This is a genomic window from Caulobacter sp. GW821-FHT09B11 (assembly GCF_059418205.1).
In genome coordinates this window covers 42,392-58,567 of record NZ_JBWKPK010000026.1, presented here as the reverse complement: position 1 = coordinate 58,567, position 16,176 = coordinate 42,392, and the positions used below count along the sequence as shown (strand labels likewise).

The 16,176-nt window shown below is 67.7% G+C and carries 15 protein-coding genes; 5 read left to right on the top strand and 10 right to left on the bottom strand.

All coding sequences use genetic code 11. The annotated features are described in order from the left end of the window. Window positions 1–26: 26 nt before the first annotated feature. Window positions 27–1,445 carry an amino acid permease gene (locus tag AC07N1_RS18645; protein ID WP_494673144.1) on the bottom strand — a complete coding sequence of 473 codons (1,419 nt, stop codon included), beginning with the start codon at window positions 1,443–1,445 and terminating at the stop codon, window positions 27–29. A gap of 157 nt (window positions 1,446–1,602) precedes the next feature. Further along, entirely contained in the window at window positions 1,603–1,860 is a 258-nt protein-coding gene (locus AC07N1_RS18640; RefSeq protein WP_494673143.1) for a DUF6356 family protein, read from the bottom strand. Between the two features lie 125 nt (window positions 1,861–1,985). On the opposite strand from AC07N1_RS18640, the gene AC07N1_RS18635 reads away from it, so the two are divergent. Then, window positions 1,986–2,453, top strand: a complete 468-nt coding sequence (locus AC07N1_RS18635; protein WP_494673142.1) for an Lrp/AsnC family transcriptional regulator — start codon at window positions 1,986–1,988, stop codon at window positions 2,451–2,453. 161 nt (window positions 2,454–2,614) lie between these two features. Here AC07N1_RS18635 and AC07N1_RS18630 read toward each other — a convergent pair whose 3' ends face one another. Beyond that, entirely contained in the window at window positions 2,615–3,244 is a 630-nt protein-coding gene (locus AC07N1_RS18630) for a TetR/AcrR family transcriptional regulator (protein ID WP_494673141.1), read from the bottom strand. Between the two features lie 309 nt (window positions 3,245–3,553). On the opposite strand from AC07N1_RS18630, the gene AC07N1_RS18625 reads away from it, so the two are divergent. Continuing rightward, entirely contained in the window at window positions 3,554–4,378 is an 825-nt protein-coding gene (locus AC07N1_RS18625; protein ID WP_110118626.1) for a UDP-2,3-diacylglucosamine diphosphatase, read from the top strand. Continuing rightward, a complete protein-coding gene (locus AC07N1_RS18620; protein WP_494673140.1) occupies window positions 4,378–5,469 on the top strand; it encodes a glycosyltransferase family 4 protein in 1,092 nt (363 codons plus the stop codon). Before AC07N1_RS18625 ends, AC07N1_RS18620 begins: the two co-directional genes overlap by 1 nt. 177 nt (window positions 5,470–5,646) lie before the next feature. Here AC07N1_RS18620 and AC07N1_RS18615 read toward each other — a convergent pair whose 3' ends face one another. From AC07N1_RS18615 to phnC, 7 genes are all read right to left on the bottom strand, one after another. Then, a complete protein-coding gene (locus tag AC07N1_RS18615) occupies window positions 5,647–6,447 on the bottom strand; it encodes a TIGR02281 family clan AA aspartic protease (protein ID WP_494673139.1) in 801 nt (266 codons plus the stop codon). 25 nt (window positions 6,448–6,472) lie between these two features. Next, window positions 6,473–7,780, bottom strand: a complete 1,308-nt coding sequence (locus AC07N1_RS18610) for a hemolysin family protein (RefSeq protein ID WP_494673138.1) — start codon at window positions 7,778–7,780, stop codon at window positions 6,473–6,475. A 168-nt stretch (window positions 7,781–7,948) separates the two neighbouring features. Beyond that, window positions 7,949–8,992 carry a substrate-binding domain-containing protein gene (locus tag AC07N1_RS18605; RefSeq protein WP_494673137.1) on the bottom strand — a complete coding sequence of 348 codons (1,044 nt, stop codon included), beginning with the start codon at window positions 8,990–8,992 and terminating at the stop codon, window positions 7,949–7,951. Between the two features lie 62 nt (window positions 8,993–9,054). Beyond that, window positions 9,055–10,314, bottom strand: coding sequence for an OprO/OprP family phosphate-selective porin (locus AC07N1_RS18600; RefSeq protein WP_494673136.1), 1,260 nt, complete (start codon window positions 10,312–10,314; stop codon window positions 9,055–9,057). A gap of 383 nt (window positions 10,315–10,697) precedes the next feature. Then, the gene (gene phnE, locus AC07N1_RS18595; protein WP_494673135.1) at window positions 10,698–11,516 is read right to left on the bottom strand and encodes a phosphonate ABC transporter, permease protein PhnE; all 819 of its coding nucleotides are present in this window, start codon (window positions 11,514–11,516) and stop codon (window positions 10,698–10,700) included. A 7-nt stretch (window positions 11,517–11,523) separates the two neighbouring features. Continuing rightward, a complete protein-coding gene (gene phnD / locus AC07N1_RS18590) occupies window positions 11,524–12,534 on the bottom strand; it encodes a phosphate/phosphite/phosphonate ABC transporter substrate-binding protein (RefSeq protein WP_494673134.1) in 1,011 nt (336 codons plus the stop codon). Further along, window positions 12,531–13,325 (bottom strand): phosphonate ABC transporter ATP-binding protein, encoded by a 795-nt coding sequence (phnC, locus tag AC07N1_RS18585; RefSeq protein ID WP_494673133.1) that lies wholly within the window; start codon window positions 13,323–13,325, stop codon window positions 12,531–12,533. Before phnC ends, phnD begins: the two co-directional genes overlap by 4 nt. A 262-nt stretch (window positions 13,326–13,587) precedes the next feature. Here phnC and AC07N1_RS18580 point away from each other — a divergent pair, with 262 nt between their 5' ends. Then, on the top strand, window positions 13,588–14,859 hold the full coding sequence (locus AC07N1_RS18580) for a type III PLP-dependent enzyme (RefSeq protein ID WP_494673132.1): 1,272 nt from the start codon (window positions 13,588–13,590) through the stop codon (window positions 14,857–14,859). 237 nt (window positions 14,860–15,096) lie between these two features. Next, window positions 15,097–16,149, top strand: coding sequence for a 1,9-bis(guanidino)-5-aza-nonane synthase (locus AC07N1_RS18575; protein WP_110118635.1), 1,053 nt, complete (start codon window positions 15,097–15,099; stop codon window positions 16,147–16,149). Window positions 16,150–16,176 lie beyond the last annotated feature (27 nt).

Genomic DNA, 16,176 nt, shown 5'->3' with positions numbered 1-16,176 from the left:
CCTCCTGCCCGTCCCCGCGCCAAGACTTACACCGTAGGCGACGCGCCTTTCGCGAGGACACTGCGTCGCACGCCGTAAAGGAAGTATATCGCGAGCCCGATCAACTGAGCGTAGAGGAAATAGATCTGCGTCTTGGCCGGCAGGCTGATGAACAGATAAAGGCAGCCTAGGATCGCGCCCGAGGCCACGACCGGCCAGGCGGGGGTCGAGAACACCCGCGGGCGGTTCGGCTCGCGCCGGCGCAGCACGATCACCGAGGCGCCGACCGCCATGAAGGCCGCCAGGGTCCCGGCGTTGGCCAGCTCGGCGATCTCCTTAAGCGGCAGCAGGCCCGACAGCACGGCCGACAGCAGGCCGGTCAGCAGGGTCATGAGCACCGGCGTGCCGGTCTTGGCGTTGACCCGGGCCAGGGCGCGCGGCAGCAGGCCGTCGCGGGCCATGACGAAGAAGATGCGGCTCTGGCCGTACATGAAGGCCAGGATCACGGTCGGCAGGGCCACCACCGCCGCCAGGGCGACGACCTGGGCGACCTTGGGATGCTTGAGGGTCTCGAGGATGAAGACCAGCGGCGCTTCGCTGGTCGAGAACACCTCGGCGCGCGAGGCGCCGATCGAGACGGCGGCGACCACCATGTAGATCAGCGTGCAGGCGGCCATCGATCCGACGATGCCGATGGTCAGGTCGCGCTTGGGGTTCTTGGTCTCCTCGGCGGCGGTCGACACCGCGTCGAAGCCGTAGAAGGCGAAGAAGATCAGGCTGGCGGCGGCCATGACCCCGACCTTGATCCCGTCGGGACCGGGAACGGCGGCGAAGCCCTTGGGCATGAAGGGGGTGAAGTGGCTGGCGTCGAAGGCCGGCAGGCACAGGGCGACGAAGACGGCCAGGGCGGCGATCTTGATCACCACCAGCGCCATGTTGATCGTCGCGCTCTCGCGGGTGCCAAGGGCCAGCAGGCCGGCGACCGCCATCGAGATGATCACGGCCGGCAGGTTGACGATCCCGCCGGCGTGCGGGCCGGCCAGCAGGAACTCGGGCGTGCCGATCATCCGGAACAGCCCCTGGGCGTGGGCCGACCAGCCCACCGCCACGGCGGCGCAGACCAGGGTGTATTCGAGGATCAGGCTCCAGCCGATCACCCAGGCCACCGGCTCGCCCATGGCGACGTAGCTGTAGGTGTAGGCGCTGCCCGAGGCCGGGATCATGGTCGATAGTTCGGCGTAGCAGAGCGCCGCGCAGGCGCAGACCGCGCCGGCGATCAGGAAGGACAGGATGACGCCCGGCCCGGCCAGGCCCGCGCCCACACCCGTCAGGGTGTAGATGCCGGTGCCGACGATGGCGCCGACCCCCAGGGCCACCAGGTGCGGCCAGCTCAGGGTCTTCTTCAGCTCATGGCCGCCATGGCCCGCCGCCCCGTCGATCGCCTTGCGGCGCGTCCAGAAACTCATGCTCGTCCTCCCGACTGCCGGGGGACCATGGCCGGGTCTCGGCGCCCCGCCAAGAGGGCGGCGCCCAAAGACGACGGATATTCGGCGGCGGGCCGAAAACACGCCCTCTACGGACGAAACGCCGGAAAAGATCCGCCCCGGCCGAAGGATCGTCGGCTCAGATCGCCGCGTCGAAGGCCTGGTAGCCGGCGGGACCGCCGACCGGAACCGGCGAGGAGCCTCGTCCCCGCATGCGCGCGTGCAGGGTCTTCACACAGTCGCTGCCGGTGCGCTCGAACAGGAAAGGCAGCAGGCCATGCACCAGGCAGGCCAGGCCCGCGGCCACCATCGGCAGGCCGAAGCTCCAGGCCATGGCGAAATGCTCGCCATAGGTCTCGCCGACCTGGCGCGGGTGGCGGGTGAAAAGCGCGAGCATCACGGGTCCCCTTCCTCGATCGCTGAGGCTGGAGATTGAGCCCGATCGGCGAGAAAGACATTGTCGTTCTTCGAGCCAGGCGGCAGTCTTGGAGAATTCCAATCTCCAAATGCCGTACGGAAGAGATGATCAATCTCGATTCCATCGATCGCCGCCTGCTCGCCATCCTGCAGGAGGACGCCACCGTCTCGATCGCCGAACTGGCCGAGCGCGTGGGCCTGTCCCAGACCCCGTGCTGGAAGCGGCTGAAACGGCTGCAGGACGACGGCGTCATCACCGCCCGCGTGGCCCTGCTCGACCGCGAGGCCCTGGACCTGCCGCTGACGGTGTTCGTGGCGGTCAAGACCGGCCGCCACGACGAGGGCTGGCTGGAGACCTTCGCCAAGGGCGCGGCCGCCCTGCCCGAGGTGGTCGAGTTCTACCGGATGAGCGGCGAGGTCGACTATCTGCTGAAGGTGGTGGTCAAGGACATCGCCGCCTACGACCGCTTCTACAAACGCCTGATCGCCACGGCGCCGCTGACGGACGTGTCGTCAAGCTTCGCCATGGAGCAGATCAAGTTCACGACGGCGCTGCCGATACCGGGGACTTAAGGAAAGCGGCCGCTGCTCAAGGAACCTCCCCCTGTGGGGGAGGCGATCGCGCCAGCGATCGGTGGGGGGCGTAACTGAGAAATCGGCCGGCGCTCTGAAAGCTGAAAACTTCCCCCCACCGGCCTTCGGCCGCCTCCCCCATAGGGGGAGGTTCCTCGCCTTCAGTCCGGCCAAAGATCCTGCACGTCGCCCTTGCGGTTCAGCATGTGCGTCGCCCGCTTGATCAGCATCAGCAGGCGCTCGCGGCGGCCGTCGGTGTCGTAGGTCAGGGTCGTGCGGGCCAGGCCTTCCAGCATGAAGCGGGCGAGGTCGCGGCTGGCCTGGAAGCGCGGGCCGGCGCCGGCGTGCAGGATCTTCAGGAAGTGGTCGCCGGCCTGGGCGCGGTCGAACTCGGCCTGGGCCGGGGCCAGCAGGGCCTGGATGGCCTGGTCGGTGCGGCCGGCGGCCTCCAGCTCGGCGAAGGCCAGGAAGGGCTCGCTCTGCAGCAGGTCCCAATAGCTGTCGATGGCGTGTTCGGTGACGTCGGCCCCGGCCGGAATGCTGTCGGCGGCGGCGCGGAACAGGGCCGAGCGAGCGGCCTGGACGTGGGCCACGGCGGCCTCGACCAGGGCTTCGCGGGTCGGGAAATGATAGAGCATCGCCCCGCGCGTCAGGCCCGCGGCGTCGGCGATCACAGGGTTGGTGGCCGCGTGATAGCCGGTCTCGGCGAACAGACGCATGGCGCAATCGAGAATCCGCGCGCGCGTCTTCAGCGATTTCGGCGTGTCCTTGGCGAGGCGGGCGGCGTCCATGGGCGTGATCTAGTGCGGAGCATGCTGCGCTGCAACAGCCGTTTTCCCAAAGAACACAAGGGATGAGGCCGGTGTCGCGCCGTCGCGGACGCGCCTGCCGCACGCGCAGGAACTGGTCGAAAGGGAGGCTGACCCTACGGCGCCTACCCTCGTTCGGCCACCACCGGGCGATTCGCCGCGCCCTCTAAGGGCGCCGAACCCGGACGGTTTCATCAAAGCGACATGCAATCAGCTTATCCGCCACCCTCAGTTCTCGCTTGGGGAAGTGGTGTCGCGGGGGCGGCGCCGCACAGCGCTGGGGAGCCGGTCATGGCCGCCGAGATCGAAGTCCGCCGCTATCGCAGCATCTTCATCAGCGACATTCATCTGGGCACGCGCGGCTGTCAGGCCGAGCTGCTGCTCGACTTCATCCGCCACGTCGAATGCGACCGCCTCTATCTGGTCGGCGACATCATCGACGGCTGGAAGCTGCGCAGCGGCTGGTACTGGCCCCAGAGCCACAACGACGTGGTGCAGAAGATCCTGCGCCTGGCCCGAAAGGGCGTCGAGGTGATCTATGTGCCCGGCAACCACGACGACCGGGTGCGCGACTTCTGCGGCACCCACTTCGGCGGCGTGGTCGTGGCCCGCGACGTGATCCACGAGGCCGCCGACGGCAAGCGCTACCTGGTGGTCCACGGCGACGAGTTCGACGGCGTCGTGCAGCACGCCAAGTGGCTCGCCTTCCTCGGGGATTGGTCCTATAGAACCATCCTCATGCTGAACACCTTGCTCAACCGCGCGCGGCGGAGGATGGGGTTCGGCTACTGGAGTCTCTCGGCCTATCTGAAGGTCAAGGTGAAGAACGCATTGCAGTTCATCGAGAACTTCGAGGCCGCCGTCGCCGACGAGGCTCGCCGTCGCGGCGTCGATGGCGTGATCTGCGGCCATATCCACAAGGCCGAGATGCGGGAGATCGACGGTATTCTTTACGTCAACGACGGCGACTGGGTTGAAAGCTGCACCGCTCTGGTGGAGCATATGGACGGCCAGCTCGAAATCCTCGAATGGTCGAAGATGAGGTCCTGGTCGGTGATCGACCGGGCCCGGGCGCTCGCCGTAGAGCCCCCGTTGCCGGAGCCCGCCGCCGCCTGATGCGGATACTACTCGCCACCGACGCATGGGAGCCGCAGGTCAACGGCGTGGTTCGGACCCTCACCAAGGTGATGGCCGAGCTTCGCGCCATGGGCCATGAGGTGGACGTGGTCAGCCCTGACCAGTTCCCCACCTTCCCGCTGCCCACCTATCCCGAGATCAAGCTCGCCATCGGCGCCTACGAGCCGGTGCAGGAGCGCTTCAAGTCGTTCGAGCCCGAGGCGATCCACATCGCCACCGAGGGTCCGATCGGCCTGGCCGCGCGCCGCATCTGCCTGGAGTGGAAGCTGCCGTTCACGACGAGCTACCACACGCGCTTTCCCGAGTACGTCTCGGCCCGCCTGCCGCTGCCGCTGGCGGCCGGCTACACCTACATGCGCTGGTTCCACAAGCCGTCGGGCCGCCTGATGGTGGCCACGCCCACCATGCGCGACGAGCTGGTGCGCCACGGCTTCCGCAACATCTCGCCCTGGTCGCGCGGCGTCGACACCGACGTCTTCAAGCCGCGCCTGCCGGACGAGCCGGACCTGTTCGAGGGCCTGGCCCGCCCGATCTTCCTCAATGTCGGCCGCGTGGCCGTCGAAAAGAACATCGAGGCCTTCGCCAGCCTCGACCTGCCGGGCACCAAGGTCGTCATCGGCGATGGTCCCCAGCGCGAAGAACTGGCCGAGAAGTATCCCGAGGTGAAGTTCCTGGGCGCCAAGTTCGGCGAGGAGCTGGCCCGCTACTTCGCCTGCGCCGATGTCTTCTGCTTCCCGTCCCTGACCGACACCTTCGGCCTGGTGATCCTCGAGGCCATGGCCGCCGGCGTGCCGGTGGCGGCCTTCTCGGCGCCCGGCCCCATCGACATCATCCCGGGCTCCGGCGCCGGCGTGCTGGCGCCTGGCCAGACCGACGGTCTGCGCGAGGCGTGCCTGGCCTGCCTGGACATCGACCACGGCGTCGTGCGCAAGTTCGCCGAGGGCTTCTCCTGGCGCGCCTGCGCCGAGGAGTTCTTCAAGAACCTGCAGCCCTACCCCGAACCGGAAAAGACCCGCTTCTGGCGGCGGCTGCGCCGGCTGGCGCGGATCCGACGCAAGACGGCGGCCTGATATACTTCTCCCCTTGCGGGAGAAGGTGGCGGCGAAGCCGACGGATGAGGGGTCTCTCAGACTTGAGACGCCCCGCCCGGCCTGACCGCAATACGCAGCTTTGAGGTTTGAGAAACCCCTCACCCGCCCCTGCTCCGCAGGGCCACCCTCTCCCGCAAGGGGAGAGGGAACACACGTCTACTCCCGCCACCTCAGGATCAGCACCCCGTCGCGGACCTCGTAGGACTCCAGGGTGTCGAGGAAGCTCATGCCCAACAGGGAGCCGCTCATCGGGGCCTTGTTGACGTCCATGGCGAAGTCCTCGCGGACGATCGGGCCGATGGCCAGGCGATCGGCGGTCCAGACCGCGCCGTAGCCCAGGCCGTTGGCGGTCTCAGCGGTCTGGTCGTAGTTCAGGGTCTCGATCGGCACGCCGATCCGCTGGGCGTCGGCGGGGCTGAGCACGGTGTGGGAAGCGCCCGTGTCGACCATGAACGGCACCCGCCGGCCATTGACCTCGCCGATGATGACGAAGGCGCCGCCGGCGTTCTTGGCGACGCGCAGCTCGCGCTCGCCCGTCTTCACCGGCGCGCCGACATTGAGGGCCATCAAAAGCCGCTGCGGCGCCTCGGCCAGTTCGGCCCGATAGAGATAGCCCATGCCCAGGACGGCGGCGATCACCAGCCACAGGGCCACGAAGCCGACGCCCCGCAGGGCCTCGCGCCGCGTCGCCCGCAGCAGCGCGCCCGAGAACAGCACGGCCGCCGCGCCCCACATCAGCACATAGGTGCGGTCATAGCCGTCGCGCGGCCCCCAGGGGGCGAAACGGCCGGCCAGGACGAGCACCGCCACGATGCCGCCGGCCAGCAGCGCCCAGGCCAGCCAGCGCCGCCAGGACGGCCGCGAGGCCCCTTCCCGCTTGGCGGACCTGGCGGCCTTGGCGGGCGCGCCCTCGGCTTCCGGCGGCGGTTCGACGCCCCAGGGTCCCGGCTGGCTCATCTGGCTATCCCCCGGCGCCTGGCGCTCAGCCCTCGTCGTCCTCGCGGCGCTTGCCGGCCTTGAGGATGACCTTGTCGATGCGCGAGCCGTCCATGTCGACGATCTCGACGTCGAAGGCCCCCAGGTGAAGGATCTCGCCCTCGGCCGGGATGCGGCCCAGGCGGTCGAGGATCAGGCCGGCCACGGTGTGGTAGCCGCCCTCGGCCTCGAAGTTCTCGCCCAGGGCGTCGTTGAGCTCCTGGATGTCGAGGCGGGCGTCGACCAGCCAGCTGCCGTCCTCGCGGCGCAGGATGCGGCGCTCGCCCTCGTCGTGATCCTCGGGGAAGTCGCCGGCGATCATCTCCAGCAGGTCCAGCGGCGTGATCACGCCCTGCACCGAGCCGAACTCGTCGACCACCAGGGCCATGTGCAGCGAGGTCTGCTTGAAGACGGCCATGGCGCGCAGCAGCGACATGGTCTCGGGGATGGCGATCGGCTGCTGGATGTGGGCGCGCAGGTCCAGCGGCTCGCCGCCGAGGCAGGAGTCCAGCAGGTCCTTCTTCAGCACCACGCCGATCTCGCCGTCGAGGTCGCCTTCCAAGGCCACGACGATGCGCGAATAGGGGCACTCGCGGACCTCGGCCTGCACGGCCTCGGGCTCGTCCGACAGCGAGATCCAGTAGAGGTCGCGGCGCGGGGTCATGGCCACGCGCACCGGGCGGTCGCCCAGACGCAGCACCTCCTGGATCATGGTGCGCTCTTCCGGCTCGATCAGGCCCGCGTCGGCGCCCTCGGCCAGCACGGTTTCGACCTCTTCGGAGGTGATGCCGCTGTTGCGCTCGTCGCGCACGCCCATCAGCTTGAGGATCGCGGCCGTCGAGACGGTCAGCAGGGTGACGAACGGGCGCAGCACCGTGGCCACCAGGGCCAGGAACGGGGCCATGCGGCGGGCGATGACGTCCGGGAACATCAGGGCCAGGCGCTTGGGCACCAGCTCGCCCAGGATCACCGACACATAGGTCAGGCCGATGACGACGATGGTGGTGGCGATGGCCTCGGAGTGGGGACCGATGACCGGCAGCGGCTCGAGCCGCTTGTCGAGGGCGCCGGCGATGGTGGCCTGGCCGTAGGCGCCGGCCAGGATGCCGATCAGGGTGATGCCCACCTGCACGGCCGACAGGAAGCGGGTCGGGTGCTCGGCCATCGCCAGGGCCAGCTTGGCCCCCTTGTCGCCGCGCTCGGCCAGGGCCTGGAGGCGGGCCCGCCGGGCGGAGACCACAGCCAGTTCGGACATGGAAAAGACCCCGTTCAAAAGAACGAGGAACAGGACGACGGCGAGCGCGAGGAGGATCATGGCCCTTGGGGGTCGGTGACACGGCGCCGGACGGCGGCCATGGCCCAGGCTTTCGTGAACGTGGCGCGGGCTGACCAGAGACCACTATACAAAAGAAAACGCCGCGGCCCATAGGACCGCGGCGCAATCTTCGGTCGCGCGGCGAGATATCGCCGCGGATCGGGTCTCTTAGGCGGCCGGACGCGGCATCGGGGCCTTCTTGGCCACGGCGTCCTTCTGGGCCTGGTGCTGGCCGGGGGGCAGCGGGATCAGGCCGCGGCCCTGCAGGTAGCCGCCACGACCCGTGGCGGCGTCGGAGGTGAACTCCTTCAGGAAGTCTTCCAGGCCCGGCGTGACGCCGATGTTGGCCTTCTTGACGTAGATGAACAGCGAGCGCGACAGCGGGTAGGAGCCGTCGGCGATCGTCTGGGCCGAGGGCTTCACGCCGTTGATCGTGGCGCCCTTGATCTTGTCCATGTTCTCTTCGAGGTACGACCAGCCGAAGACGCCCAGCGAACCGGGGGTCTTGGTCAGGGTGCCGACGATGGCGTTGTCGTTCTCGCCGGCGTCGATCCAGCCGTCGTTACGCAGCGGGTCGACCAGTTGCTTGAACTTCTTTTCGTTGTCCGAGCGGATGGCGTCGGCGGTCGGGAACTTGCGGGCGCCGGCTTCGATGGCCAGTTCCACGAAGGCGTCGCGGGTGCCCGAGGTGGGCGGCGGGCCGTAGACCTGGATGCGGTTGCCCGGCAGGCCGGCGCCGACGTCGTCCCAGCTGTTGTACGGGTTGGCGACGAACTGGCCGCCCTTCAGCACTTGCTTGGCCAGGCCCAGATAGAGGTGCTCGGTCTTGAAGTTGTAGTCGGCGCCGTCCTTGTCGGTGGCGACCACGATGCCGTCGAAGCCGATCTTGATGGCGATGATGTCCTTGACGCCCTTGGCGGCGCACTGGTCGAACTCGGCCTTCTTCATCGGGCGCGAGGCGTTGGCGATGTCCGGGAAGCCTTCACCGAGGCCGCCGCAGAACAGCTTGATGCCGCCGCCGGTGCCCAGGCTCTCGACCTTCGGGGCCTTCTTGCCGGTCTTCTTGGCGAAGTTCTCGGCGGTGCGGGTGGCGAACGGGAACACGGTCGACGAACCGGCGGCCCAGACGTAGTCGCGGGCGGCGTGGGCGGGAACGGCGGCCAGGCCCGACAGGGCGACGGCGGCGGCCGCGCAGGACAGGAGCTTTTTCATCGGAAAATCCTGAGAGGAAAGGGAAAGTCCGGACGGGCGCGACCCGTCCGGCGGGATTGGCCTTAGAAGTCCAGCTGAGCGCGCAGCTGGAACTGCTTCACGGCGTAGTCCTGGTTGGCGCCGAAGTTGTCGACGTCGCCGTCGGTGTAGTTGGCTTGGAACCGGACATACGAGGTCGGGTAGTAGTTCACGCCCAGGGTGACGCCCGTGTACTTGCCGGCCTGCGAGGTCGCCGGCTTGGTCTTCAGGGTGTCGTAGGCGTCGGTGGTGTCGGCGAGGTCGTAGCGCAGGGCCAGTTCGACGCCGCCCCAGCCGCCGGCCGTGACCGGGTTGAGGATCTTGGGACGCTTGAACTCACCGGCGGCCGCGTCGTAGTTGCGGATCTCGCCCGTCGGCCAGAAGGTGACGTAGGCGTAGCCGACCTTGACCTTCGGGTCGCCGCCGACGGCCGAGCCGCCGACGCGGGTCACGTCGATCGACGAATATTCGCCCTGCACCGAGAACGGGCCGTGCACGTAGGCGCCTTCGACGGCCACCGTGTTGTCGCGGTTGCCGATGGCGCCCGTGGTGTAGAAGGTGGTGCCGTTGGTGTAGGCGGTGTTGGTGCGGCCGGTGTAGGCGAAGGCGGTCTCGTCGCCGCGGTTGCGGTAACGGTACGACACGGCCAGGTGCAGCTTGTCGATGTCGGTGTTGATCGGCGCGTAGTGGAAGCGGCCGGTGACGGCGATGCGTTCCTTGGAGTCGGCGCCGGCGTTGGCGACGTCGGCGGTGTTGATGCTGTTGCCCTGCACCGCGCCGGTGAAGCTGTAGTTCAGGCCCTGGTATTTGGCCACGACGCCCAGCAGGTAGGAGTCGACGCCGAAGTCGCCGTACGGACCGCGGTCCATGAAGGTGGTGAAGCGGGTCGAGGTCAGGTTCTCGAGACCGGTCGCCTTGACGTTACCGAACAGCAGCGAGACTTGCTCGACCGGCTTGTACTCGATGACGACGTCATCCCAGCTCCAGGCGCCGCCGTTCACCGCGCCGCCTTCGGCCTTGTAGGCGAAGTAGTTGTTCAGCTTGCCTTCGACGCCGAGGAAGACCTGGCGGCCGCGGACGTTGCGGGTGTCGAAGTCGCCGCCGGGACCGTCGCGCTCGACGTCCTGGAACACGGCGTCGATCAGGATGCGGCCGCGGACCTTGAAGGCCACGTCGTCGTTCGAGAATTGCGGCGAGCCGCTCCACTTGACGCCCAGGTCCTGGGCTTGGGCCGCAACGCCGAGGCCGAGCGCGAGCATCGCGCCGAGGGCCGAACCGGCGACCAGCGAGGTCTTGTTCCGCATCTGAGAATTCCCCTTGAGGCTTTCCCTGCGCCTCGCCCCCCTCTTAGGTGCGGGATCAGGATGAGAGGGCCTTTACGGACGGGGCATGACGGTTCCGACACCGATCTGTGACAGCCCGATGACACGCGTTTTCAAGGGGTTAATCTGTGTCGCGGGGGCCACAGGGGGCGCTCGGAAATTGTCCGCGTACGGCGGGGATGCCCCCGTTCCTGGCTCCCGTCATTCCCGCCCTTGTGGCGGGAACCCCTCTGTCAGCCGCAAGTGCATCCGGGGCGGATCGCCAGCGATCCGCTTGCTCCGCCAGTGCAAGCGGACGCAGGGCTTCCCGCCACAAGGGCGGGAATGACGGGAGAAAAGAAAGAAGGGCGAGGCCGCCCTTACCCCTACAGCAGGCGCGAGCGGATGGCCTGGGACAGCAGGTCGATCATCGACACCGCCACGACGATGACCAGCACGATGCAGCCGGTCTGGTCGAACTGGAAGGCGTTGATCGAGTCGATGAGGATGGCGCCGATGCCGCCGGCGCCGATCAGGCCCAGCACCGTGGCGGCGCGGGCGCTGCTTTCGAAGCGGTAGAGGGCGTAGCTGGTCCACAGCGGGGCCACCTGCGGGATCACGCCCCAGACGATCTCCTGCAGCTTCACCGCGCCGGTGGCGCGCACGCCCTCGACCGGCCCCTTGTCGATCGACTCCACGGCCTCGGCGAACAGTTTCGCCAGCACGCCGCCGGTGTTGAACATGATCGCCATGACGCCGGCGAACGGGCCAAGGCCCACGGCGGTGATGAAGATCAGGGCCACCACCAGGTCGGGGATCGAGCGGATCAGGTCGAGCAGGCGGCGCACCGGCTGCTGGATCCACCACGGCGTGATGTTGCGCGCGCCGAGGATGCCCAGCGGGATGGCCACCAGCACCGCCAGGACCGTGCCCCACAGCGCCATCTGGATGGTTTCCCACATCTTGGCGACGAACAGGCCCCAGCTCATCGACATGAAGAGCTGGGGGTCCGTGAAGGCCGAGAAGAAGCCGCGGGCGAACTCGCTCATGCGGCTGGAGCCGCTGAACAGCTCGGGGAACTTGTCGATCTCGGCCGGCTTGAAGCTGACGATCAGCAGCAGCGCGACGCCGCCCCACAGCAGGGCGTCGAACGCCAGCGCCGAGGTCGAGCGCTTCGGCGGGGCCGGGATCGAGGCGTCGGTCATCGCCAGGTCAGTTCGCGGCCGGGAGACCGGCCTTGGCCTCGGCGGCCAGGCGTTGGGCGCGGATGTCGGCCAGGGCCTTTTCGGCGGCCGCCACCTTGGCCTTGTCGCCGCCTTCCTTGGCCAGGCCCAGGCCCTCCAGGGCCTCCATCTCGCGGACGGTCAGCAGGTGGGTGTCGTCGGCCGGCTTGAAGCCGCCGATCGACAGGCGCTTGAGGTTGTCGCGTTGCTTCTGGGCCTCGGGGGTGTCGCCCTGAGCATAGGTCAGGAAGAACTGGCGCAGCTTTTCCTTCACGACCGGGTCGAGATCCTTGCGCCAGACGATCGGATCCTCGGGAAGGGTCGGCGACTCCCAGATCACCTTGACCTTCTCGGCCTGGCCGTCCTTGCGGTCGGCGTTGAGGCGCAGGCTGGTGGTGTTGTTGGTGGCCGCGTCGAGCTTGCCGTTGGCCACGGCGAACAGGTTGGCCTGGTGGTTGCCGGTCAGCACGGTCTTGAAGCAGGTCTCGGGCTTCTTGCCGGCCGGGATGAACACGTAGGTCATCGGCGCCAGGGTGCCCGAGGTCGACTTCTTGTCGCCGATGCCGAAGTTCAGCGACTTGTCGCACTTGAGCAGCGACTCGAGGGTCAGCTTGCTGTCCTTGGGCACGATGATCACCGACTTGTAGCCGTCGACGCCCGACGGATCGAAGGTGCGGGCGAAGACCTCGCCGTTCGAGCGGCGCACGGCTTCCAGGCCCGACTGGTTGGAGAACCAGCCCAGGTCGGTCTGCTTGGCGCCCATGGCCACGATGAGCGACGAATAGTTGGACGAGAAGAACGGCTTCACCTTGAGGCCGGTCTGCTTTTCCATGTCGGCCAGGATCGGACCCCAGTAGCCTTCCATGTTCTGGGCGGACTCGGTCGACAGGATCGAGAAGGTCACCGTGTCGGTCGCCTTGGGCGCCTCGGACGGGCCCGAGCAGGCGGCGAGCGCCAGACCGGAAAGCATCAGGCCGGCGATCAGGCTGCGGCGGATCATTGCGGGGCTCCTTCCCAGAACACGTCCTCGAATTCCGGGCCGTAGATGTCGATGAGCTTGTCGCGGTCCAGCGCGTCGGCCGGACCGTCGTAGACCTTGTTCCCGGCCTTCAGGGCCACGACCCGGTCGCAGTAGCGCAGGGCGTAGTCCACCTGGTGCAGGGTGACGATGACGGTCAGGCCGTCGCTGGCGTTCAGGTCACGGAGGATCTCCATGACCTTGCGGGCCGAGACCGGATCGAGCGAGGCGACCGGTTCGTCGGCGAGGATGATCTTGGCCTTCTGGACCAGGGCCCGGGCGATGGCGCCGCGCTGCTGCTGGCCGCCCGAAAGGGTGTTGGCGCGCTGGCCGGCGTAGTCGGAGATGCCGACGCGGTGCAGGGCCGCCATGGCCGCCTCGCGCGTCTCCCTGGGCCACCAGCCCAGCAGGCCCCGCACCAGCGGAATACGGCCCAGCGAGCCGAGCGCGACGTTGCTGAACAGCGACAGCCGGCCGACGAGATTGAACTGCTGGGCGATGAAGCCGATGCGGATGCGCGCCTTGCGCACCTGGTCCTCGACGCGGCCCTTGGCCTGCACGGGACCGCCGAAAGCGGTGATCGCCCCGTTCCCGTCATCGATGGTCTGAAGACCGTCGATCGAGCGCAGCAGGGTGGATTTTCCGGAGCCGGACGGACCGATGAGCGCGATCATCTCGCCCCGCGCGACGTCGAGCGAAACGGCGTTCAGAGCCTTCCGCGACCCGAAGGTCTTGGAGACGGAACGGATCGAGAGAACTGGGTCCGACGTCATGGTCGGGACGAATCCTTAACGTGGTTTCCGACGCGGGCAAATCCGTTCCCTGCTTTGCGTGCGCCGCGCAACGGATTTGTGACATGCGGTGGATCAATTCGGCTCCCAGGGCGGCGGGGGGCGGTCGGGGAACGGTCAGCTCAAAAGGGACTTTACATCCCTGTCCATTGCCCCTATCTCGCTCGGCTCCGGCGGACCCGAAGTCCTCTAAAGCGCTGCTAACGCCGGCCTGGGTTTAACTTCCAACAGGGGGTTACGTGCATTGTCCACGTACCACACGCCCCTGGACCTGGTCCGCGAGCGGTCACCGGAACGTCCTGTCGCACTCGTGCGACCGGACGCGGTGTCGGTAGCGGCGCGCTGGTTCCAGTCTGAATTCAAAGGCGATGTTTTCTACGCGGTGAAGGCGAACCCTTCCCCGTGGGTGATCCGCGAGCTGGCTACGGCCGGCGTGCGATCGTTCGACGTCGCTTCCGTGGCCGAGATCGAACTGGTGGCGGAGCACGCCCCCGGCTCGCGCATGGCCTTCATGCACCCGGTCAAGAGCCGGCGCGCCATCTCGGCCGCCTATTTCGACCACGGGGTGCGCACCTTCTCGTTCGACACGCACGAGGAGCTGGCCAAGATCATCGACTCGACCGGCCAGGCCAAGGACCTGAACCTGATCGTCCGCATGGGCGTGCAGGCCGAAGGCGCGGCCTATTCGCTGTCGGGCAAGTTCGGCGTCGACCTGCACAACGCCCCGCCCCTGCTGCTGGCCGCCCGCCGGTCCACCCAGGACCTGATGGGCGTTTCCTTCCACGTCGGCAGCCAGTGCATGCGGCCCACCGCCTACCAGGCGGCGATGGCCCAGGCCTCGCGGGCGCTCGTCCGCGCCGGCGTGCTGGCCGACGTCGTGGACGTGGGCGGCGGTTTCCCGTCGATCTATCCGGGCATGGTCCCGCCGGATCTGTCGGAATACCTGGCCGCCATCGACCGCGGCTTCGCCGAGATGATGGTCCATGAGACCACGCAGCTGTGGTGCGAGCCGGGCCGCGCCCTGTGCGCCGAGGCCTCGTCGCTGCTGGTCAAGGTCGAGCTGAAGAAGGGCGACGCGCTCTATCTGAACGACGGGTCGTACGGCTCGCTGTTCGACGCGGCGCACATGAAGTGGCCCTTCCCGGTGAAGCTGTACCGCAAGAACGGCCCGGCCGGCGGCGAAGTTGTGGAAGAGGGCCTCAAGCCCTTCCGCTTCTACGGCCCGACCTGCGACAGCGTCGACCACATGCCCGGCCCGTTCTGGCTGCCGGACAGCGTGGACGAAGGCGACTACATCGAGATCGGCATGCTGGGCGCCTACGGCGTCGCGATGTCGACCCGCTTCAACGGCTTCGGCGAGACCGACACCGTCGAGGTGCAGGACGCCCCGATGGCTTCGATGTACGGCCTGGCCAAGCGCTCGATCCCGATGGTCCGCACCGAGACCGAGGAACGCAAGGTCGTTCGCTTCTCGCGTCCGAAAGGCGCGGCCGGCAAGCGCAAGCGCCGTCGCTGATTTGACGTCTTAGGCGTTTAGTTCTCTCAAACGCCGTGCTGACCCCCTCAGTCGCTTCGCGACAGCTCCCCCAGAGGGGGAGCATCCGAAGCGATAGATCCTCCCCCTCTGGGGGAGGTGGCCCGGAGGGCCGGAGGGGGTCAGCGCGGCGCAAAACCTGTTTCCCCCGCCGGTCGCTCCGTCCCGGCGAAGGGTTCCTATCAACGACGGGCGTCCAAAGTCAGGGAAACCGAAGCGATGAACGCTCCCGTTCCGAACAACCAGAAGGCCGAGCTCCTCCAGAACGTGGTCGAGCACGTCGACATCACGTCGTACGACGCCCGCCCGATCATCGACGCCATGCGCAAGATGTCGTTCAGCTCGCGCGACACCGCCCGCGCGGCCGACATCTTCAACATGGCCCTGGCCGACAAGGGCTGCTCGACCTGGCTGATCCTGGCCGGTTCGACCTCGGCCGGCGGCTGCATGCACGTCTACCGCGACATGGTGAAGAACGGCATGATCGACGCCGTGGTCGCCACCGGCGCCAGCATCGTCGACATGGACTTCTTCGAAGCCCTCGGCTTCAAGCACTATCAGGCCGCCGGCCCGGTCGACGACAACGTGCTGCGCGACAACTACATCGACCGCATCTACGACACCTATATCGACGAAGAAGAACTGCAGGCCTGCGACCACACGATCCTCGAGATCTGCAACCGCCTGGAGCCGCGCGGCTATTCCTCGCGCGAGTTCATCTGGGAGATGGGCAAGTGGCTGTCGGAAGGCAACGCCAAGAAGGAAGGCAGCCTGATCCAGACCGCCTACGAAGAAGGCGTGCCGATCTTCTGCCCGGCCTTCGTCGACAGCTCGGCCGGCTTCGGCCTGGTCAAGCACCAGAAGGAAAAGATCGCCGAAAAGGCGCCCTACCTGATGATCGACGCCGTGGCCGATTTCCGTGAACTGACCGACGTCAAGATCGCGGCCGGCACCACGGGCCTGTTCATGGTCGGCGGCGGCGTGCCCAAGAACTTCGCCCAGGACACCGTCGTCTGCGCCGAGATCCTCGGCGTCGAGGCCGACATGCACAAGTACGCCATCCAGATCACGGTGGCCGACGTGCGCGACGGCGCCTGCTCGTCCTCGACCCTCAAGGAAGCCGCCTCGTGGGGCAAGGTCTCGACCACCTACGAACAGATGGTCTTCGCCGAAGCCACCACCGTGGTGCCGCTGATCGCCAGCGACGCCTACCACCGCGAAGCCTGGAAGGGCCGCGAGAAGCCGCGCTGGAACAAGCTGTTCGGCAAGTAAGCCGTTTGGTTTGACGTGATGAACGAG